General features: G+C 66.2%; 18 protein-coding genes. 2 read left to right on the plus strand and 16 right to left on the minus strand.

Features of this window, described 5'->3' with window-relative positions; all coding sequences use genetic code 11:
• Positions 1–155 precede the first annotated feature (155 nt).
• Positions 156–1,463 (plus strand): polysaccharide deacetylase, encoded by a 1,308-nt coding sequence (locus J2T21_RS01060; RefSeq protein ID WP_307577573.1) that lies wholly within the window; start codon positions 156–158, stop codon positions 1,461–1,463.
• A 9-nt stretch (positions 1,464–1,472) separates the two neighbouring features.
• Here the strand turns inward: J2T21_RS01060 and J2T21_RS01065 are convergent, their stop codons facing one another.
• From J2T21_RS01065 to J2T21_RS01140, 16 genes are all read right to left on the minus strand, one after another.
• Complete coding sequence (locus J2T21_RS01065) at positions 1,473–2,354, minus strand: hypothetical protein (RefSeq protein WP_307577575.1); 882 nt, start codon at positions 2,352–2,354, stop codon at positions 1,473–1,475.
• 190 nt (positions 2,355–2,544) lie between these two features.
• Entirely contained in the window at positions 2,545–3,540 is a 996-nt protein-coding gene (locus J2T21_RS01070) for a hypothetical protein (RefSeq protein ID WP_307577577.1), read from the minus strand.
• 619 nt (positions 3,541–4,159) lie between these two features.
• Positions 4,160–5,170 carry an aldo/keto reductase gene (locus tag J2T21_RS01075; RefSeq protein WP_307577579.1) on the minus strand — a complete coding sequence of 337 codons (1,011 nt, stop codon included), beginning with the start codon at positions 5,168–5,170 and terminating at the stop codon, positions 4,160–4,162.
• 48 nt (positions 5,171–5,218) lie between these two features.
• Positions 5,219–5,440, minus strand: coding sequence for a hypothetical protein (locus tag J2T21_RS01080; RefSeq protein WP_307577581.1), 222 nt, complete (start codon positions 5,438–5,440; stop codon positions 5,219–5,221).
• Between the two features lie 88 nt (positions 5,441–5,528).
• Positions 5,529–8,993, minus strand: coding sequence for a TM0106 family RecB-like putative nuclease (locus tag J2T21_RS01085; protein ID WP_307577583.1), 3,465 nt, complete (start codon positions 8,991–8,993; stop codon positions 5,529–5,531).
• 152 nt (positions 8,994–9,145) lie between these two features.
• Positions 9,146–10,636, minus strand: a complete 1,491-nt coding sequence (locus J2T21_RS01090) for an APC family permease (RefSeq protein ID WP_307577586.1) — start codon at positions 10,634–10,636, stop codon at positions 9,146–9,148.
• Positions 10,637–10,753: 117 nt separating this feature from the next.
• The gene (locus tag J2T21_RS01095; protein WP_307577588.1) at positions 10,754–11,464 is read right to left on the minus strand and encodes a hypothetical protein; all 711 of its coding nucleotides are present in this window, start codon (positions 11,462–11,464) and stop codon (positions 10,754–10,756) included.
• Positions 11,461–12,213, minus strand: a complete 753-nt coding sequence (locus tag J2T21_RS01100; RefSeq protein WP_307577590.1) for a FadR/GntR family transcriptional regulator — start codon at positions 12,211–12,213, stop codon at positions 11,461–11,463. The genes J2T21_RS01095 and J2T21_RS01100 overlap by 4 nt, the downstream gene beginning before the upstream one ends.
• 49 nt (positions 12,214–12,262) lie before the next feature.
• Positions 12,263–12,931: an alpha/beta hydrolase family protein gene (locus tag J2T21_RS01105; protein WP_307577592.1), complete on the minus strand. Its 669-nt coding sequence runs from the start codon at positions 12,929–12,931 to the stop codon at positions 12,263–12,265.
• A gap of 118 nt (positions 12,932–13,049) precedes the next feature.
• Positions 13,050–14,837: a glutaminase A gene (gene glsA, locus J2T21_RS01110; RefSeq protein ID WP_307577594.1), complete on the minus strand. Its 1,788-nt coding sequence runs from the start codon at positions 14,835–14,837 to the stop codon at positions 13,050–13,052.
• Positions 14,838–14,842: 5 nt separating this feature from the next.
• Positions 14,843–15,526, minus strand: a complete 684-nt coding sequence (locus J2T21_RS01115; protein WP_307577596.1) for an SGNH/GDSL hydrolase family protein — start codon at positions 15,524–15,526, stop codon at positions 14,843–14,845.
• Between the two features lie 102 nt (positions 15,527–15,628).
• Complete coding sequence (locus J2T21_RS01120; protein ID WP_307577598.1) at positions 15,629–17,200, minus strand: AMP-binding protein; 1,572 nt, start codon at positions 17,198–17,200, stop codon at positions 15,629–15,631.
• A 90-nt stretch (positions 17,201–17,290) separates the two neighbouring features.
• Positions 17,291–17,587, minus strand: a complete 297-nt coding sequence (locus J2T21_RS01125) for a hypothetical protein (protein WP_307577600.1) — start codon at positions 17,585–17,587, stop codon at positions 17,291–17,293.
• A 35-nt stretch (positions 17,588–17,622) separates the two neighbouring features.
• On the minus strand, positions 17,623–18,231 hold the full coding sequence (locus J2T21_RS01130) for a DUF3105 domain-containing protein (protein WP_307577602.1): 609 nt from the start codon (positions 18,229–18,231) through the stop codon (positions 17,623–17,625).
• A 14-nt stretch (positions 18,232–18,245) separates the two neighbouring features.
• On the minus strand, positions 18,246–18,890 hold the full coding sequence (locus tag J2T21_RS01135; protein ID WP_307577604.1) for a DUF305 domain-containing protein: 645 nt from the start codon (positions 18,888–18,890) through the stop codon (positions 18,246–18,248).
• 74 nt (positions 18,891–18,964) lie between these two features.
• Positions 18,965–19,306 carry a hypothetical protein gene (locus tag J2T21_RS01140; RefSeq protein ID WP_307577606.1) on the minus strand — a complete coding sequence of 114 codons (342 nt, stop codon included), beginning with the start codon at positions 19,304–19,306 and terminating at the stop codon, positions 18,965–18,967.
• 152 nt (positions 19,307–19,458) lie between these two features.
• Here J2T21_RS01140 and J2T21_RS01145 point away from each other — a divergent pair, with 152 nt between their 5' ends.
• Positions 19,459–20,190, plus strand: a complete 732-nt coding sequence (locus J2T21_RS01145; protein ID WP_307577607.1) for a M50 family metallopeptidase — start codon at positions 19,459–19,461, stop codon at positions 20,188–20,190.
• The last annotated feature ends 49 nt before the right edge of the window (positions 20,191–20,239 follow it).

The following is a 20,239-nucleotide window of genomic DNA, read 5'->3' on the forward strand; positions in this document are numbered from 1 at the left end:
TCCTTTTGCTGGGGATTGACCAAACAATCCTAGTCCATCGGCGCGCCCGTTTAAGGTTGCCCCCAATCTGGGTAAGGTCGTTTGAACCACACCGGTGACCCGAGGCGCGAGGGACTGTCCATCCCCGCACCGGGACGAAAAGTGAGGGGCACGCCATGAAACTTCGGATACGCCTGGCCGCAGCCGCGGCCCTCTTGACTGCCTCGGGGCTGGTCCTGGCGGGGTGCACCACCCCGCCCTACATGCCCCCGAGCCAGTACGACCCCACGTCCGTGGGCTCTGCCCCGCAATCATTGGTTTCCCCCAGCGAACACGCCGAGGGGCCCACCGAGGCCGAACGGATCGAGCAGGCCAAGGCCCTGGCCGCCGGCTACGACTATGCGGCGGCGAAAAAGGCGCTGGCCGGGTTGGAGGGGGCCGAGGCCGAGGCGGCACTGGCGGACATCGAGGCCGCCGCAGCCAAGACTGTGGTGTGGGAAGACAACTCGAAGATCTCCCACCTCTTCGTCCACTCCCTGGTGGTTGACACCAAGCGGGCCTTCGACGGGGATTCCAAGGAGCAGGGCTACCTCGACTACATGGTCACCCTGGACGAATTCAAGAAGATCCTCGCGGAGCTCTACGCACGCGACTACGTCTTGGTGAACCCGGCGGACATCGCGTCCCTGGATGCCAACGGGAAGATGAAGTACAGGGACATCCACCTGCCCAAGGGCAAGAAGCCGCTGGTGCTCTCCGAGGACGACGTCAGCTACTACGAATACATGAAGGGTGACGGGTTCGCCTCTAAGCTGCTGATCGATGACGACGGCAAGGTCACGAACGAATACGTGGATGCGGCGGGCAAGAAGCACCTCGGCGCCTACGACATGCCCCCGGTGGTTGACGAGTTCGTTCAGAAGCACCCTGACTTTTCCTACCGCGGGGCCAAGGGCATCCTCGCCTTGACCGGCTACAACGGCGTGCTGGGCTACCGCACCTCGAAGAGCGAGTACCCGGATTCGAAGTCCCTGGATGCGGACATCGCCACGGCCACCGAGGTCGCCACCGCGCTGAAGAAGGACGGGTGGGTCTTTGCCTCGCACGCCTGGGGACACATCAACATGACCACAAGCTCGATCCGGCGGATCAAGCACGACCTGTTGCTGTGGGATGAAGAGGTGCGCCCCATCCTCGGGGACACCGACCAGTTCATCTACCCCTTCGGTGCCGATATCTCCGGGGTCCCGAAGTACAAGGGCACGAAGTACGACATGCTCAAGAAGGACGGGTTCGACTTCTTCTACGGCGTCGACGGGACCACCCCGGCCTGGATGCAGAAGGGCGATGGCTACCTGCGCCAGGCGCGCATCAACATCGACGGGCTGCAATTCGCCAAGGAACACCGCGGGGACCGGCCCGTGCTGAAGCACTTCTTCGACGTCAAGGACGTCATCGACCCCGACCGGCCCACATCGAAGTAGCCGCCGGGGCTAGAAGTTTGCTGTCATTGGCTCGTTTTCTGTGGGGCCACTCGTAAGGGAGGCACCGTGGACACCGATCACGCCCTTGTCCTTCATGAAAAACACATCGTAAGTGACCTGCACCGGCTTGGAATAAGAAGTCTTGTCTTTGGTGAGCTTCAAATCGACGTAGGCCTCGACAGTGACGGTGGCACCGTCAATCTCGGTTTCGGACTTGGACGAATCGAGGAAGTCGCCTTTGTCGTACGAGTTGGCTGAGGTCAACTTAACCGTCGGGTTGAGGAAGCGGCTGGAGTCCTTCGCCTGGTAAATCTCGTATCCGGAGAAGTAGTTCAAAGATGGCTCGGCCCATACAACGAGTCCGTTTTCGCTCACTGGACCGTCAAAAAGTGATGCCCACTCCTTGGCACCACCCCGGTCCTGATCCGACTTAGTAAGCCGCTTGCTGAAGCCTTCCATTTGAGCTGCAATATCCTCCTTGTTTCCACCGATGGCAGGGCCCGAAAGGATGTCAACGAACACGAAGTCCACTGCCGTGAGCTGTGCCTTGGCCATGTCAGCTTCAGTCCATGATTTGCCGGTGCTCGTCCACAGAGTGGGGTCGAATGTTGCGAAGTCCGACTCCTTGTCGGCACCCAGTTCAACGTACTGGCCCGCTTTGTTCTTCGAAATCTTGGTGTAGACCAGGCCCTCACCAAGGTTGTCAGGGTCGGTCTTCTGCACAAGCTCGATCGGGGTGGGCACCTTCTCGGATGCTGAGGCTGAAGTTGTTGGGGATTCCTCTGGCGTTGCAGCCCCGGTGGCAGCACAGCCAGCGAAAAGCATGGTGCCGGCAAAAGAAAGAGCCAGGATGGGCAGGATACGAGGTGTTTTCAAAGTGGTGCCTTTCAATGACGATGCTGCGTTGATTCAATAAATGCGGGTCAGCTAAATTATTTGAGAAATAGGACGCTATCCATCGTCGAGATGCGGCTTGGTTCAACCGACCCTGATCCACTTGCAGTGGAGGCACTCGCACGACTGCCATCCAAAAGCGTCCGTGACGAGTGCTCCACGGGTGCTTTTGGATGGCAGCGAGGGGTTACCTCATCGAGAATTCAAAGGTGCCGCCAGTGCTTTCGACGTTGCAGTGCCCAGGCTGGGTAGGACCGGGCAACATGCAGGCGCCGACCCCCGTGAGTTCCACCGCGCCGGTGTGGATGGGTTGCTTGAGCAGCCGCGTCAACAAGGCCTTGGCCTCATCGCAGGAGAGCCCCGAGTCGCCCAGCTCGTAGGTGAACTTGGCACCGGCGCATCGGCCAGTAGTTGCTGATTCCGAGCCGGCCGGAACTACGTCCTTGAGCTGCTTGAACGAGAGCATTGCCTTCTTGAGCTGGGAGTACTCCTCCGTCTTGGCATACGCCTTGAAGCGCTCGGCGCCCTTCACCGAATCGGCTACGCCGGGAAGCACAGACTTACTGGTCAGTGCGGCGCTGAACTCGCCCGAACCGCCGGCGTAAATGAGACTTTCGAGCCTGTCTCCCCAGGTCTCGGCAGAATCGCTATCAAGCGCCGTGAGCATCATTTCTGCCTGGTCCGCCTGGCCATCGTAGGAAAGGAATTCATAGTTCAGGCCCCCGAACTCGCCATCACCCGCTGAATCGAAAACCGTATTCTTTGCCAGTCCGGCCAAGGGGACGATGTCCCAGATTTCTTCACCACCGGTGCGGATCTCCGCAAGCTGTCGGCCGTCGGCTGCAACGATCTTGAAGCTTGCGGTACTGTCCTTGTGAACCTGGGCGGCAACATTGGTGAGCTTCTCGAGCTTCCAGTCTGAAGGCATCGTTATCTGGAAGTGGGCGTTGGCGATCTTGTGCGTTTCCAGCGTCGCCTTGGTGGGGCTGGGTGGACTGCTCTCTATCGCCTCTGGAGTCGACGGCCTGCTCGAAGCTTCTGTCACGGACGCCGGTGCCGCCGATGGCGGCACCGTGGTTCCTGGCGACGTAGCCGCCTGGCCGCACCCGGTGAGCAGCAGGGCTGCCGAAATCGCCATACCCGCCCACATGGTCATTTTCGGGCGCGTGCTGAGTCTGCCCATATGTATCCCCCAAGATTTAATGCGGTCTGAAGCATCTGGTGAGACCGCGAATTATTCCTAGTCTATCCGAGGGACTTACGCCTGCAGTGATCCCGATCATGTGTTGCTTTGAGAATACCTGAGCAGCACATGGCCGGTTAGCCCGGATTACCTTTGGCAGCTCCTTGGCCTTTCGTTGGTGAGCTGGCGCAGACGGGCTGGTTCGTGATGCGATTCCAGGCCAAGCAGCCGAGGAAACGTAACCAAGGGTGTGCCGCATGGGGGTAGCGGAAGGTGAACCCGACCCGTTTGACCCGTAGTTGCCCGGTGCTGTCGGCACGGTGGGTGCATCGCAGGCAAGACTCGAAGTTGCTGATGGGATCATGGACCAGGGGCGTGGTCGGCGGTCGAAACCCTTTCTGGGATGCTTCGCGTAGCCCATCCAACCTTCCGTGTGGACGACGGCGCCCGGTGCGACATTTTAGCCGCAAAGGGGCTCTCTGGCTTTAGCGGTGGCGTCTTCGAATACGCGGGACCCCTGGACGACGGAATGGGAACCGATCCCCGAAAGGTGGACCGAATATTTCAGATCCACGGACTGTGGGAACCCCGGAGGTGCTCCCCAACGCTTTACGGCGGTTCAGTATTTTCCCTGTGGGACCGGCGCAAATTCCTCGGTGTCGATGGTCTTCTGCTGGTGGACGTTGTAGCGGTCCCCGGCGATCGTGGACTGGTTGATGATCTCCCCGGCCTCGGCAAGCTCCGCGGGGGCCAGCGACAGCGACAGCGCCCCGAGGTTCTCGGCCAGGTGGTCGCCGCGTGTGGTGCCGGGAATGGCATGGACGTGATCGCCCTGCGCCAGCACCCAGGCCAGGGACAGTGCGGCGGCGGTGGTGCCCAGCCGGGTCGCCAGCAGGACCAGCCGGTTGACCAGTTCGAGGTTGTGCGCATAGTTCTGCGCCTCGAAGCGCGGCATGGAGTGGCGCATGTCCCCGGCCGGAAGCGAGGCGGTCTCGCGCAGGTTGCCCGAGAGGTATCCCCGGTGCAGCGGCGAGAAGGCCACGAACGCGGTGCCCAGCTCCGCGCAGGCCTGGAGGGTCCCCAGTTCGGGATTCCGGGTGGCCAGCGAGTATTCGTTTTGCACCGCGGCGATCGGGTGCACCGCCTGGGCGGCGCGCAGGGTCGCGGCCGAGATCTCCGAGAGCCCGATGCCGCCGATCTTTCCGGCCGCCACGGCCTCGGCCAACGCGCCGACCGACTCCTGGACCGGGACGGCGGGGTCCAGCCGGTGCAGGTAGTAGAGGTCGATGTGCTCGGTCTGCAGCCGCTGCAGGGACGCATCCACCTGGGCCCGCAGGGTGTCGGGCCGCCCGTCGATCTTCCCGCGGCCCTCGACCAGGGACAGGCCGCCCTTGGACGCGAGGAAGTATTCGTCGCGGCGCTTTTTCAGGTGCTGACCGATGAGGTTTTCGCTGCGGTGCCCGCCGTAGAGGGTGGCGGTGTCCAGGTGGTCGACCCCGGCATCCAGCACCTCGTGCAGCAGCCGCCCGGCTTCGTCGTCGGTGGGGAAGTTGGAGTAGCCATGGGTGATGTTCATGGCGCCAAAGCCCAGGGGGTTGACGTTTTTTCCGGCCAGTGCGCGCGTTGTCATGACTTCATTTCTAGCACGCGGGCACGGGCCGGCGGGGAATTTGCCGCCTCACGGCGTCACGGAAACCGTGCTTCCGATGCCCGCAGCGACCGGCTCCGGATCACCGGCATGCTTCCGGTTGGGCACGGGCCCGAGATCGGTGCAGGGCAACCGGAAACCCGCAAGGTCCCAGGCCGGGGAATTGCGGTGCAGCTCGGCGGCCAGGGCCCTGCCGGCGATGGGATTGGTGGTGAAGAAACGGCTGTGCGGCGCGGAATCGGCAATCATCATGCCCCCACCTTCCCCCGGAAAGATGGCGCAAGGGAGAAGGGGGCGTGAATTCGACGGGGCACCACGGGGTCGGACGGGTGGGCGGAGACTAGGACCCCAGGGCCAGGAATGCCCCGAGCTGCGCGAAGGCGGCGGGGGTGCCGGGCAGGAAGTGCGTGAGCGCGGGGGAGCGCACGATCACGGCGCGCCATTGCCCGCGCGAGACCGCCACGTTGATCCGGTTGCGGTTTAACAAGAAGTCGATGCCGCGGGCGGCATCGTCGGCCGAGGAACATGCCATGGACACGATCACCACCGGTGCCTCCTGGCCCTGGAACTTGTCCACGGTGCCGACCTTCACATCCGCCAGCCCGGCGTCGTCGAGTTCGGTGCGCAGCAGGTTGACCTGGGCGTTGTAGGCGGCGACCACCAGCACGTCCTCGGCCAGCAACGGCCGGGGTTCCTTGCCTTCGTCGCCGATCCAGGAAAGCCCCATGTGGGCGCGGACCTGGTTGATGACCTCGTGCGCCTCCTCCACCGCCTGGGTGGTGTTGCCCCGGTGCTCCACGAAGACCGTGGATACCCCGGCAGGCACGTGGGACAGTGAGCGCTTGGCGGCCGCGGGGGCCGAATGCAGCTTGGAGGAATAGCTCAGCGCCGAGACCTTGGCACAGAGCTCGGGGTGCATGCGCCACGAGTCGGCCAGGAAGTAGCCCAGTTCCCCGGGCAGCGTGGGGTGCCCGGCGCTGAGCCAGCCCAACGCGGACTCGTCCACCGGCTGCGGGTGCGAGCCCTGGGTGACCTGCGGCAGCTGCTGCGGGTCGCCCAGCAGCAGCAGGCGGGTCGCGGCGCGGGAGACGGCCAGGGTGTTGGCCAGCGAATACTGCCCGGCCTCGTCGATGACCAGCAGGTCAAGGGAGCCCTCCGGGACCCGCTTGCCGGTCATGGTCCAGGCGGTGCCGCCGATCAGCGCACCCTCATCGGAATTCAGCAGTTCCTCCACGGCGTCGTCGGTGGTGCCGGCCCACGGGACCTCGGTCTTGTCCCCGGCCTTCAGCTTCTTGGCGACCTGCTCGGGGTGCACACCGGCACCGGTGATGGCCTTGGTGAGCACGTTGTCGATGACCGCGTGGGACTGGGCCACGACCCCGACCTTCCAGCCCTGCTTGACCAGGGCGGCAATGACGTGGGAGGCCACGAAGGTCTTGCCCGTCCCGGGAGGTCCCTGGACCGCGAGGTAGGAATGGTCCAGGTCGTTCAGGGCCTCGACGATCGCGCCGACGACGTTGCGTTGTCCGTTGGCCAGCGCCGGGGCAGGCGGGGCGGAAAGGGTCTTGAAGCGCGGGGCGGACTTGCGCAGGATGTCGATTCCCGGGTGCCTGGGCAGCGAGGGCAGGGCACCGCCCACGGTGCGTGCGAGCTCCGCCAGGGCCTCGCGCAACGAGGTGGTGTTGATCGGCTGGTCCGGGGTCAGCGCCACCGGCAGCGTCCCGAAGGGGGCCACCTTCTTGCTGGACTTCTCCGCAACGACGAAGCGGTCCTCGTTTTCCCGCACCACGGCGTTGAACAGCCCGGCCCGCTGCGCGTTGCTGGGTTCCAGCTCCGGCGGCAGCGGAGCAGAATACATGGCAAACCAGGAGCTGCCGACCTTGAAGTCCGAGCCCTCGGCCATGGTGCCGGTCAGCTCGGTGACGCGGGTTTCCACCTGGGCGCGGGCGGTGGCCTTGTGCCAATCCTCAACCACCTGGGCGTCATCGACCAGGAACACGTTGCGGGTGTCGGCCCATGCGTCGAAGGGTTGGTCGAGGCGGTCGAAGTGCTCCCACCAGAATTGCTTGGCCTCGCGGCGGTGGTAGCCGGTGGCGGCGGCGACCATGGCAATGGCCCGCTCGTCGTTGCTCAGGGCGCGGTCCGCGGGCAGGGATTCGAGGTATTCGCGCAGCGCGATTTCCTCCGCGCTGGGCTCCACGTCGTCGACCCCTGGCAGGGCCGCCTCGTCCACCCACTGCGTGTGCGGTTGGTGGGGGACCAGGCCCTGCAGCCAGTCCCGCAGCCGCAGCGTGGAGAGGCAGTCGTATTCGTTGTAGTCGCGAATGGATTCCAGGATCCGTGCGGCCGCCGCCGCATCGACCTCGAGCTGCTCGCAGTACTTGGCGTAGGCGACCACGGAGGCCCCGGCGTCCTTCACGTCCCCGCCGCGCAGGTGCTCGCCCATGTAGAGGGGCTCGAGCTTCTTGATGGAGTAGGAGCGCTCGGAGATCAGCAGCGAGTGGCGGACCGTGTCGTAGAGGTCCACCAGCAGTCCCTCGCGCAGCCACGCATCGATGGTGTCCTCGGCAACCACGTGGCGCAGCGAGAGATTCCGCAGCGCGCTCTTCTCGTAGGGCGCGTAGTGGTAGATCTTCATCTTCGGGAAGATGGCGCGCCGGGCCTCGACGTAGGCGACGAAGTCGGTGAAGGCCTTGCGCTCGCCGGCCCGCGAGTGGGCCCAGAAGGGCTTGAAGACCGGTTCGGCGGTGTCGATCTCGATGACGCCGAAGAGGTATTCCAGTCCCCAGGATTCGTCGAAGGGGTCCTGCCAGAGCGGGTCGCCCTCGAAATCGAAGAAGATGTCCCCGGGATCGGCCTCCGGGAGCCGGGAAATGGTTTGGTTGGCGTTGACCTTGTAGGCGACCCCGCCGATGGTTCCGTCGGTGGCTCCGAGACCGACCTGCATGCGGGCCTGTTCGGCGAGCTTGTGGTGCGGATCCCGGGCCTTGGTGTTGGAGGCGGCGAGCTCGTCGATGGTGGTGATGCCCGCCTCGAGGAGCTTCTTGCGCCGGGTGGAGCTCATGCCGGCGACCAGCAGCAGGTCGCGGTGGGCCGCGACCTGGGTGGCGCAGTAGTCGCAGCGGCCGCAGGCCCCGATGCCGTCCTGGCCCCAGGTGACCGGGTCGTCTCCGGCACGGTGGGCGGCGGTGAGGGCCTTGAAGCGGGCGCGGCGGTCCCTGAACACCGGCAGCAGCTCGTGCATCTGGTGCACCGAGTGGGTCTTGTCCCCGAGCACCAGGGTGGTCTGCTCGGCGACCGGGATCCCGGCGCCGATGAGCTGGTCGCCGTAGGCGGCCAGCTGCAGCAGGGCGGTGACGCGGGCGTGGCGGGCCAGCTTGGTGTCCCACACCGCGTAGGAGCCGTCGGCCTCGCGGATGAGGAAGTCGGCAAAGCCCACGAATTCCCCGTCGAAGAAGGTTGCCTGGAAAACCACGTCGGCACCCTTGCGCAGCGCCTGGTGGGTTTCCTCGTGGGCGGCCACCAGGGAGGCGCGGTCCCCGCGGACCCCGGCGGCGAGCATCTTGACGCCGCGCCCGGTCGCCGCGTCGTAGTCGCCGAATTGCGCGCGGAGTTCCTCGAGTACCTTGTGTTCGTGGGCGTCGCCGAGCACCGCGGTGCGTTCGAGCATCTCGTCGGGACCGAAGTCGGCCTTGGCGCTGCGTCCCAGGCGTTCGTCGAGCTTGCTCAGGGAAGCGAACTCGCAGCCCGCTGCCGTCACGAGGTCGGATGCGGAATAGATCAAATCCTGATCGAGGAAAAACACGGGGACGGTGCTCCTTTGGCGAAGTGGCGTAGCTTCGAAGCTAGCACCTGTCCGCCACACATTGGATTCCAGGGACGGTTCCAGGTACTGGTGCAGCGAGGCGGAAAGTCCCGGCATGCGGTGCACGCCGGGACTTTCCACCTGGGGACAGGTCAGCGGACGGGCTGGGCAGAACGCAGCTTTTGGGCGACCTCGATTGCGTCTCCGCTGGGGGCGTCGGACTTCTTGTCAGGCTGGGCAACAAAGAGGTACAGGGCGCCGGATCCGGCAACGACAGCCAGTCCGATCAGCACGATCCAGTCGGCGACAAAGTCACCGGTGGCCCCGGGCCTGGCCAGCAGCACCATGGCAAAGACACCGTAGACCAGGGCAAGGACATTGATCACGAGACCTGCTGCTCCCAGGCTGAAGGGCCCGGCTGGCTTCCAGCCTTTGAGGCGTTGGCGCAGCGCGGCCAGGACCACGGCCTGGAAGGAGACGTAGATACCGAGGATGGCGAAGCTCGTTACCTGGGTCAGCAGGGATTCGGGACCGAAGTAGATCATGACGCAGATCAGCAACGGGATGGAGCAGGCCACGATAAGTGCGTTGGTGGGCACCTTGGTGGTTGGCGAGACCCGCGCCAGCCATCGGTGACCGGGAACCATGCCGTCGCGGGCGAACGAATACATCAGCCGTGAAGCGGCCGCCTGCAGGGAGAGCACGCAAGACAAGAACGCGGTCAGTGCGACGAGCAGGAAAATCTTCGCTCCCACCGGGCCGAGGGAAGACTCCAGGATGGCCGGGATGGGATCGGTGTCCTCGCCGTTGACGATCGACTGCAGGTCCGGGGCTGCTAGCACGTAGCCGCCGAAGGAGAGCAGGGCGGAGATGCCGCCGACCAGGATGGTCATCATCATGGCGGTGGGGATGCGGCGTGCCGGGTTGCTGACTTCCTCGGCCACGTCGCCGCAGGCTTCGAAGCCGTAGAAGAGGAACAGCCCGGCCAAGGCCGCGCCCATGAAGGCCGCAGAGTAGCTTCCGCTGCCCTCTACCCCCATCGAATCAATGAAGATGCTGAAGGGCTGCTTGCGGGCGAAGATGAGCAGGTAGAGTCCCACGGCGATCACGCCGATGAGTTCGGCCGCCAGGCCGATGCGGGCCACCCGGGCCAGGGTTTTGGTGCCGGTGAAGTTGAGCACCAGGGCGATCAGGAGCAGCGCGACGGAGAACGCCAGTGTGGTTCCGCGGTTCAGTTCCGCCCCGAAGGTGCTGGCCACGAATCCTGAGCCAAACTGGGCAACCGCGGTGATGGTGACGACCATCGCCCAGATGTAGATCCATGCGGCCATCCAGGCGTAGCGCCGTCCCCATAGCCGCCGGGTCCAGGGGTAGATGCCGCCATGGATCGGGTACTGGGAGACGACCTCGCCGAAGACCAGGGACACCAGGAACTGGCCGCCGGCCACGACGAGGATCCAAAATATCGAGGGCGGACCTCCAGTGGAAAGGGCCATGGCGAATAGCGAGTAGACCCCGACCAAGGGGGAGAGATAGGTGAAGCCGAGGGCGAAGTTCGCCCAGAGGGACATCGAGCGATCAAAGGATTGCTCGTATCCCAGGACGGCGAGGTGGTTGCCGTCTTCGATATTTTGGCTGCTCATGGCGTGTGGGACCTTTGGTGGCTGCGAGTGGGATATGGCGGTGGTCCATGGCCTGCGTAGCACCGGGAGCCTGCCTCGTGACCGTCGTCACAAGAGCCAGGCTACACGCTTATCATCCTAAATAGAATGATTATTTTCTCCGGTGGCCACCACCAGTGTGGTTCCCGGGACAGGGCATCCCGAAAACTGCTTCAGGCTTGAACCCAGATCCCAGTCGTCGGCGGTCGAGGCGATGATGCGCCCGCCGGCGGTGGCAAGCGCCGCGGGTCCGTCAATGGCGCGCAGTAGCCGCAGGATTTGGGGCTCGATCTTGCGTACCAGGATGTCCAGGCCCACGATGCCAGCTCCCCGGGCACCCACCGGGGTGGTCAGGGTGAGCATGTAGTCGCAGGTGCACAGGTGGTCGACATAGGGTCCGGTAATGTGTCGGGCACCCGTGGATTCGGGGACCGAATACCATTCCAGCGAACTGAAGTCCCGCAAATAGTCTGCGTATTCCCTGGCGGCAAGGTCCAGGCGGGTGACCTCGGTGGTGGTGCCGGACAGCGGGTTCTCGGCCAGCGGGCCGAGCCACCAGGCAAAGTGCATGGCCTTCGCGCCTCCGACCCCGGGAGTGGGCGAGGAGCCGGGACCGCCGATGTATCCGGCCCCTGCCACCGTGGCCCCTTCGATCATGAGCCTGGGCTGCACGAAACCAAGAACGAGGGCGTCGAGATCCGCACCGCGTTCCATTCCGCCCTCGACCTGGGTGCGCAACGCGTCAAGCATGGAAAAGTGTTCGTTGAAAAGTGCGCCGATGCGCTCGGCGGTTTCCTGGGTCGTGGTCATGCCGCGCGCTCCAATCGTTCCTTGGTCTTCAGCAGCCATGTGGTCAGCGTCTTGAGTAGCCGGCGCACGGTGCTGCGCGCCAGGTCTATGTCCCCGGCGGAAATGGCCGCGACGATGGTTTCGTTGCAGCCGTAAACCTCATGGCGGATGGCCTGCTCGCCAAGCCCCAGCCACAGCAGCTGGCCGAACTCGGCCTGGAAACGGATCTGCTCCCGCACCAAGCGCGGAGATTGGGAGATCACCGCAAGTTCCAGCAGGAATCCGCCCTGGTTCCGTGCGGCGGTACGTGCGGTGGTGAAATCGGCATCCGCTAGCCAATCGGCGAGCCGGGTGGCTTCCTCGCCGGAAGCCAGTTCGGCGGCGCGTTCAGCCGCCCCGGCACACAGCGTGGCCTCGTAGGTTCCGACATCGGCCAGCTCGATGCGTGAAATGCCGCGCAGCCGCGCCGTGAGCACCTGGGTGGGGGTGTCGCTCGAGGCCAGGACGAAGGAGCCCCCGTCGCGTCCGCGTCGAGTTTCCACCAGCCCTGCCCTGCGGATCTCGCTCAGCGCTTCGCGCGCGGTGACCAGGGCAACGCCAAAGCGCTGGGCCAGCTCAGCCTCGGTGGGAAGTCGCTCGCCGGGGGAAATGACGCCCAGCAAGATGGCGTCGGTAAGGCGCCGGGCCACCTGCAGGGACCGGGTAGCCCCGTCCAGCGGCGTAAACACGGCGCTGCGGGGCCCTCGCGGAGTGGAGGGACTTTGGGTCATGGCTGCAACTCTATCCGTAGCGCACCGGGCATGCCCCGGGACGCGGTGTTCAGTCCTTGGCCAGTTGCCCGCGGATGAATTCGGCGGTGGCCTCGGCGAGCCCGGAACCGTCCTGCGAAACGGTGCGTCCGGAGCGGGCAACCTTGAAGGAATGGTCGCCGCCTTCGAACCAGAGAAGTTCGCTGTCCCGGTTGAGGTTGGAGAACACGCGGGTCATGATGTCCCGGTTCGCGAACGGGTCGCGGGTGCCTTCGAGGAAGAGCATCGGCACCGCCAACGGGTAGAGGTGTTCGTCGCGCAGCTTGTCTTCCTTTTTAGGGGCATGCAGGGGGTAGCCCAGGAAGACCAGGGACCGGACGTCCATGCCCTCGGCGACGGCCAGGGATGCCATGCGGCCGCCAAAGGACTTGCCGGCGGCGAACACCGGAAGGTCCCCCGACAGGTTCGAACCGACCCACTCGCGCACCTTTTTCCATACCTCGACCGCAACGGGTGCACGGTCGGGGAATTTCTTGCCGGCGTCCATGTACGGGAAGTTGAACCGCAACACCGAGACGCCCTGGTTGGCCACTGCCCGGGCGTAGCCGGAGAGGAAGTCGTGGTCCTTGCCGGCGCCGGATCCGTGGGCGAGGACCAGGAAGGCCCGGGGGTTCTCGGCCTCGTCAAGCAACGCGGTGAGGGTTTCGTCGCCCCACGGGATGGTCAGTTCCTGGCTCATGCCTTCCAGCCTAGCGTTCGTGCCGGCGGGTTGGATCGAACCGATCGCCCTGCCCCGTCCCGTGCCGAACGCCACGAACCCACCCACGTGGGCGACGCGGTGCTTGAAGCCGAGGAGATCAGTGCAGCGGGTAGCTGGAGTCCTTGATGTTCGCCTCCACCCGGGTGTAGGCATCGCGCGCCACTGCCTTCCAGAAGCGCAAGGCGGTTCCCGGGTCATCGGCCTCCAGCCTGGCGATCGACGCGGCCGAAAGCACCTTCAGGTGCAGCCTGCCCACCGCGGTGACCCGGGTGGTCTGCTCGCCCTCGCCGCCCAGGGCGATCTCGCCGAAGGTCATGCCGGCCGAGAGCCTGGCGTGCCGCACCGGCTTGCCGTTCTGCAGGGTCGAGGTGACCACCTTGCCGCTGAGGATGAAGTACACGCCGCCGAATTCTTGGCCGGGCCGGCGAATAATGCGTCCGTCCTCGATCCGGCTCTCCTCCATCAGGGACTCGAGCAGGTCGATGTCCGCCGTGTCCAGCGGGTCCAGCGCCGCGAAGTCGCGGACCGCGACCTCGCTGGGCACCAGGTCCTCGCTGCCGTGGCGCTGCAGCAGCATGGTCTCGGCCCACTCCACCGCGTCGTTGCGGCTGGGGAAGCAGCGCAGGGACGCCAGCGGCTCGAAGGCCTTTTCCTGCACCAGCGCCAGGGTGCGCCCCTCGGCCTCCAGCTCCCGGCCCAGCTGGTGGATCATCTGCACCGCGATCCGGTCGATCTCATCGACCCGGCGCAGATCCAGGATCACCAGCTCCACGGTCGGGGCAAGCCCGCTGACCTCGCGCACCATGGACTCGGTGCCGGCGAAGAGCAGGTCCCCGGCCAGCTCCACCACGTGTGCGCGCTCGCCGTACTCGGCCAGCAGCCGGTTGGCCGCATCGCTGTACCGGGTGTAGGACGGGGCCTCGGTGATGTCGTAGTTTTCGCGGATCGTCGAGCGGCCCAGTCTCGCGGCGCGCACGAAGTGCAGGCCCATGTCGGCGCTGATGCGCTCGCTGGCCGCGACCCCGCGGACCGAGGAGCCGTGCGCGTCCAGCGCCGGGGAGTAGATGGCCAGGCCCAGCTGGCCCGGCAGCACCGCGATCAGTCCGCCGCCGACCCCGGATTTCGCCGGCAGCCCGACCGCCGAAATCCAGGCCCCGGCGTCGTCGTACATTCCGCAGGTGGTCATGACCGACAGGGTGCGCTGGACCGCTTCCTTGCCCATGACCTGCACCCCGGTGGCCGGCTGGGTGCCGCCGTTGGCCAGGGTCGCGGCCATCAGGGCCAGGTCCCGGGTGTTGACCATGACCGAGCAGGCGCGAAAGTAGTCCTCGAGCACCGGGGTCGGGTCGGTCTCGATGATGTCGAAGGAGCGCAGGAGGTAGGCCAGTGCGCGGTTGCGGTGCCCGGTCAGTGCCTCGGAGGCGTAGATCGAATCGCTCAGTTCCAGCTGCCGCCCGGCGGCCGCCGAGAAGTGCTGCAGGATGCGGCCGAAGCGCGGGGCCTCGGTGTCCCGGATCAGTGAGATCGTCGCGATGGCCCCGGCGTTGATCATGGCGTTGGCCGGACGACCGGAGTCCCTGGCCAGCGAGATCTCGTTGAACGCATCCCCGCTGGGTTCCACGTCGATCTTCGTATCCACCGCGTCCAGCCCGATGTCGTCCAGTGCCAGCGCGTAGGAGAAGGGCTTGGAGATGGATTGGATGGAGAATTCCAGCTCGGCGTCCCCGACTTGGTAGACGTGCCCGTCGACGGTGGCGATGGCGATGGCGAATTTCGTGTTGTCCGCATCCTTCATCGCCGGGATGCCCTGGTAGGGGGTGCCGGAGGAACGGCCAAGCAGGTCGGCGTGCAGGTCGGCGAGGTAGCTGTCGATGGGGGAGCGCATGGCTCCTAGCCTAGGGGCTGGGGCGCCTCGGTGTCGGCGATTGCGACGACGGGTTTCGTGCCCAGCGCCTGGCCGATGGCCGCTCCCAGGATCTTCGCGCCTTCCACGTTGGGGTGCACCCCGTCGTCGCTGAGTCCGGCGGCGAAGGTGTTGGCGTCGCTGCGCAGCCCGGCGGCGGCGTCCACGAAGATCCATCCGCGCTCGGCGGCCAGGGATTGCAGGAAGACGTTGTACTCCACGGTGGCCTGAACCGCGTCGTCGCGCGGGGGGACGCTGGAGAGCAGGACCCTCGGGGCCTGGACGATCTGTGAGATCCGGATGAGGTTTGCCGCGGTCCGCTCACGTTTGGTGTGCCGGGCCAGGTCGTTGGTTCCGGCCAGGATCACCAGCGCGTCGGCGCTGCCGTGGCGCAGGGCGGCTGCCATGTCCCCGGTCTGGGCCCCGCCCAGGGCCCACCCGCCGGTCCAGGCCAGGGCCGGGGGTGCCCCGGGCGTGTTCACGTAGTTGATCCAGGAGGCCTCCCCGACATGCCCGTCGGCCACCGTGTGGCTGCCGGCGGCGGTGATCGAGTCCCCGGCGACCATGAATCCCACCTGGACCCCGCCGGCGGGCAGGGCGAAGGCCTGCGGGACCGGTTGATCGGCGCGCGGGCCTCCGGAGAGGCCGAGCAGGCCGGCAAAGACGGACACGATTGCGAGTATGAGCAAGGGTTTGCGGGTTCCCAAGGTATTGCCCCCTTCCTGGCCTTTAAGCCTAAGGGTGCACCGTGCCCGGGAACGTGCGGGACGGACTCAATCCTGCAACGATTCGCGTTCGCGCAGGATGAATCGCTGCAACTTCCCCGAGGGGGTCTTGGGCAGCTCGGCGGCGTAGGTGATCTTCCGCGGGTAGGCGTGGGCCGCATAGCGGGTCTTGACCAGGGCCTGCAGCTCGGCGGTGAGCTGGTCGCTGCCGGTTGCCCCGTCCTTGAGCACCACGTGGGCGACCAGGACCTCGCCGCGCAGCTCGTCGGGGATCCCGATGACCGCGGATTCGAGCACCAGCGGGTGTTCGGCCAGCACGGACTCGACCTCGAACGGGCCGATCCGGTAGCCGGCCATGATGATCACGTCGTCGTCGCGCGAGGAGAAGAAGATGTAGCCGTCTTCGTCCATGGTCCCTGCGTCCCCGGTGAGGTACCAGCGGCCGTCGGCGGAATAGCGTTCGGCGGTGCGTGCCGGGTCCCCGGTGTATCCGTTGAACCAGAGCATCGGGGAGCCGGCGACGTTCAGCGCGACCCGTCCGCGGGTTCCGGCCGGTGCGCATTCGTCGGTGTCGGGCTGCAGCACGCAGGCCGAGTACCCGGGCATGGGCCGGCCCATGGATCCGGCCTTGACGGTGTCGATGACCTCCGGTGCCCAGCCGTTGACAATGCACATGCCCATCTCGGTCTGTCCGTAGTGGTCGCGCACCGGGACCCCGAGCACCCCCTGGGCCCAGGCGATGGTGGTGGCGTCCAGCGGTTCGCCGGCCGAGGAGGCCTTGGCGAGCGTGAGCCCGGGAACCCCCTCGGGCTTGGCGGCGCGCAGGGAGCGCACGATGGTGGGGGCGGCGGCGAAGTTGGTGACGTTGAATTTTTCCAGCACGGCCCAGCAGGTCTCGGCGCCGAACCCGGTGGACAGCAGCAGGTTCCGCTTCCCGGCGTAGAGCGGGGCGAGGATCCCGTAGTACAGGCCGTAGGCCCAGCCGGGGTCGGCCACGTTCCAAAACGTGTCATCGGCCGTGACGTCCAGGCCGTAGCGGAAGTACGTGTCGAAGGCTTCCAGCGCGCGCACCGGAACGGCAACCCCCTTGGGGGTTCCGGTGGTGCCGGAGGTGAAGATCTCCACCAGCGGGTCATCCAGCGACCGGGTTGCCGGTGCGAAGCCGGCCGGCTGCGTCTCAAGCAGGGCCGCCAGCTCCCCGGTGTCCAGCACCGGGTGGGGCAGGGATGCGAGCTTGGGGGCCTGGGCGGTGTCGGCGACGATGAGCTTGGCATCGGCCCCGGCAACCCGGACCTCGATGGCGGGCGTGGCGAATGCGGTGAACAGCGGCACGTGCACCGCACCCAGCCGCCACAGCCCCAGCAGCGTGTAGAGCAGCTCGGCGCTCTTGCCCATCAGCGTGGCCACGCGGTCCCCGGGCTTGATGCCGCGGGAGGCAAAGAGCGCCGCGGCCTGCTCGGAGCGCAGCTTCAGCGTCGCATAGTCAAGGTCCACCGAGCCCAGGTCCGCATCGATGACGGTGAAGGCGACCGCGTCGCCGGGGTGCCTGTCGCACAGGAGCACCGCCGGTTGCACGTCCCGCGGCAGGGTGGAGATGACCGGGATATTGAATGAATGCATGCCTGTTGCCTGCCTTGGGTCGTGAGGCGGGGATTGCTTCCCCGCCGCCAAAGCTACCAGCGCGGGGAGGCAAAACCACTCTTTGTGAACCTATTTGCGGCGCCCCGCCACCAGGGAAGCGAGCACCACCGCCGCGGTGACGGCGTTGACCGCCGGCCACGCACCGATCTTCCTGGCCAGCGGGTGCGAGGCGCCGAATGCGGCCAGGTAGAGCCCGGTCAGCGCCGCGGCCCTGGGGGCCCCGACGTTGGCCTTCCAGGCCAGGAAGGCGCCGGTTCCCGCGACGGCGAGCACGGCTCCGCCGGCGGGGCGGTTCTTGGTGGTGCGGGCGGTGGCGAAGCCGCCGATGAGTCCGGTTCCGGCAAGTATGGAGGGAAGCAGTGACATGGTTTGGTGTTCTCCTTATTCCTTGTCCTTCAAGCTTAGAGGCCGATGCCGCCGGTGCACGGTGCACCGGGCTCCGGGGTCTGGGGGCCCTGGCGGTACTTCTTGACGAACGCGGCGATGCGCGGGTCGTCGGCGGAATCCACGCTGAGCTGCTCGCCCCAGGCGGTGAGCTTGATCTTGGCGCCCTGGTCCGGATACGGGCTCAGGAGCATGTAGGTCTTTTCGCCCACGTCCTGCTTCAGCGTGGCCAGTTCGGCGTCGGACACCCCGTCGTAGCTGATCCACACCGCACCGTGTTCCAGGGAGTGCACGGCGTTGTTTTCCGGCACCGGCTTTTCATAGATGCCGCAGTTGAGCCAGACGGGGTTGTGGTCCCCGCCGACACCGGGCTTCTGCGCGTAGGCCACCTTGGCATCGACGTGGTTGGCCGAGGCGACCTTGTAGTCCTTCACGCCCTCGATGGGGCTCGCGGCGGCCGCGGCGACCGCGGATTTCTCCTGGGCGGCACCGGTGAGCACCACCGTGGTGGGAACGATGATGGCCAAGGCGGCGGCGGCGACCAGCGCAACGGTGAGGAGCTTGGTGCGTTTTTCCTTGGCCTGGGCCTTGGCAAGGACTTCTTGGGCTTCTTGGCGCTTGTTCATGGAAGGGGGATCCTTTAGCTCAGCTGCGCGAGCAGCTGGGTCAGGGCCGAGATCTCGGCCTGTTGGGTCATGACGATTTTGTTGACGAATGCGGTGACCATCGGGTCGTTTCCGCGTTGCAGGTAGGCCTGTGCCATCTCGACCCCGCCCTTGTGGTGGGCGATCATCAGGGTCAGGAACTGGCGGTCGGCAGTGCTCCCGCGCGCGGCGCTGAGCCTGTCGATGTCTGCCGCACTGGCCATGCCCATTGAGGCCATGGTGTGGGCCTTGCCGGGGGCGGCTGTCCCGTGCGCGGCATGGGTGCCGTTGTCGGTGAGCAGATCGCTCATCCAGGTCATCGATTCGCCGGTCTGGGGCAGGCCCCAGATTTCGAGCCAGGCGTACATCTGCCCGGACTGCTGTTGCTGGGTCAGTGCGATGTCGTAGGCCATGGAGCGCACCGCCTCGTTGGCGGAGTGCTCGCGGATGATCATGGACAGCTGCACGGCCTGGTGGTGGTGCGTCTGCATGTCGCGGGCAAAGCCGGCCTCCGGGGAGGCCTCGGAGGGGAAGGCGCTGCGTGGGTTGGCGGAGCCCAGGATCCAGCCGCCGGTGGCCATGGCTAGCATGAGCACCACCACGGCGATGAGCAGGGCACGGGAAGTCTTGGGTTCGGACATGGGCGGTCCTTGGAGAAACGGAGGCGGTGCACCGCAAGGCGGCGCGCTGGCGGCAGGGGGAAGGAAGCCGCGTTCTACGTGCGTGAAATGGACAGCGCGTGCAAGTCCGGGGCCCGTGCCTGTTGCGCCCGCGGAGTCCCGGACGATGGCGCAAGGGTTGCCGGTGGCGCGCCGAAGGCCCCGGAGGTGTCCGGGCGCGGGGCGATCTGGGCGATGTTCAATTGCGGATCCGCGCTCGGGGCGCAGTGCTGCTTGTCCGGGGCATCCGTTGGGCAATGGGTGGCCCCGGTCGCCGCGGAGGCGCTCGCCGAGATGCCGGCGTGGGCGGCCGAATCGGCCACCGATGCCGGTGCCAGGGTGTGGCACAGCGGAAGCAGGACGCAGAGGGCAAGCAGCAGCCCCAGCAGTCGCTTCACGTGTGCCGCCCTTCGGATCGCGGATCAGATGTTGGTTGAGGAGCCAACGATATAAATGCGAGATGTGCATTTGCTGTGAGCCAGGTGCGGAGACCCGGGCGCGGGCGGCCCGGATGCAAACGGCATGCAGGACCGCGGCATAGGGTTGGGGGATGGAAATCATTGACCGCTGGTGGCAGGCGGTGCTGGCCGGGTTCGGCGGCACCGAACCGTTGGTGCTGGCGACGTGGCCGGTGCTCGGCCTGCTGGCGTTGTGCGTGCTGCTGACCGTGCCGCGGGCCACCTGGCGGATCTTCGGGCTGTATGTGACCTTCGTGCACGAATTGGGCCACGCCTTTGCCGCGCTGGCCACCGGGCGCTTTGTCCATGGACTGAAGATCCGGCTGGATCATTCCGGGGAACTGGTCAGCAGCGGAAAGCCCGGTTTCTCCGCGGTTTTCAGCGGCTTCTGGGGCTACCCCGCACCCGCCGTGGTCGGCCTGGGCCTGGTTGCCTCGACGTACTTCGGCCATGCCTCCGCGGCCCTGTCCATCGGGGCGCTGGTGCTGTTGGGGTCGCTGGTGTTCCTGCGCAACTGGGCCGGCATTGCGGTGGCCTTGTGTTCCGCGCTGGCTGCCCAGCTGCTGGTGCTCTACACCCCGGCCCAGGCCATGGGCTGGGTGGTCCTCGGCCTGGGGCTGATGCTGCTGGTCGGCTCGGTGCGCGATCTGTTCAAGGTGATCGGGGTCCACACCCGCCGGCGCGAGCTGGTTTCTTCCTCCGACGCGTACATCCTGGCCACGCGCAGCTGGCTGCCGGCTTGGTTCTGGCTCCTGGGCTTCACCGTGGTGGTGGGCGGCTCGGTCGTGCTCTCCGGCTGGATGCTCGCGGGGATGCTGGCCTGAGACAACCCAGGCCCATCCATCCGGCGCGTCGCTCCGGTAGGTTTGGAAA

Origin of the sequence: Paeniglutamicibacter psychrophenolicus (genome assembly GCF_030812255.1) — a bacterium.
GTDB classification, from domain to species: Bacteria; Actinomycetota; Actinomycetes; order Actinomycetales; family Micrococcaceae; genus Paeniglutamicibacter; species Paeniglutamicibacter psychrophenolicus_A.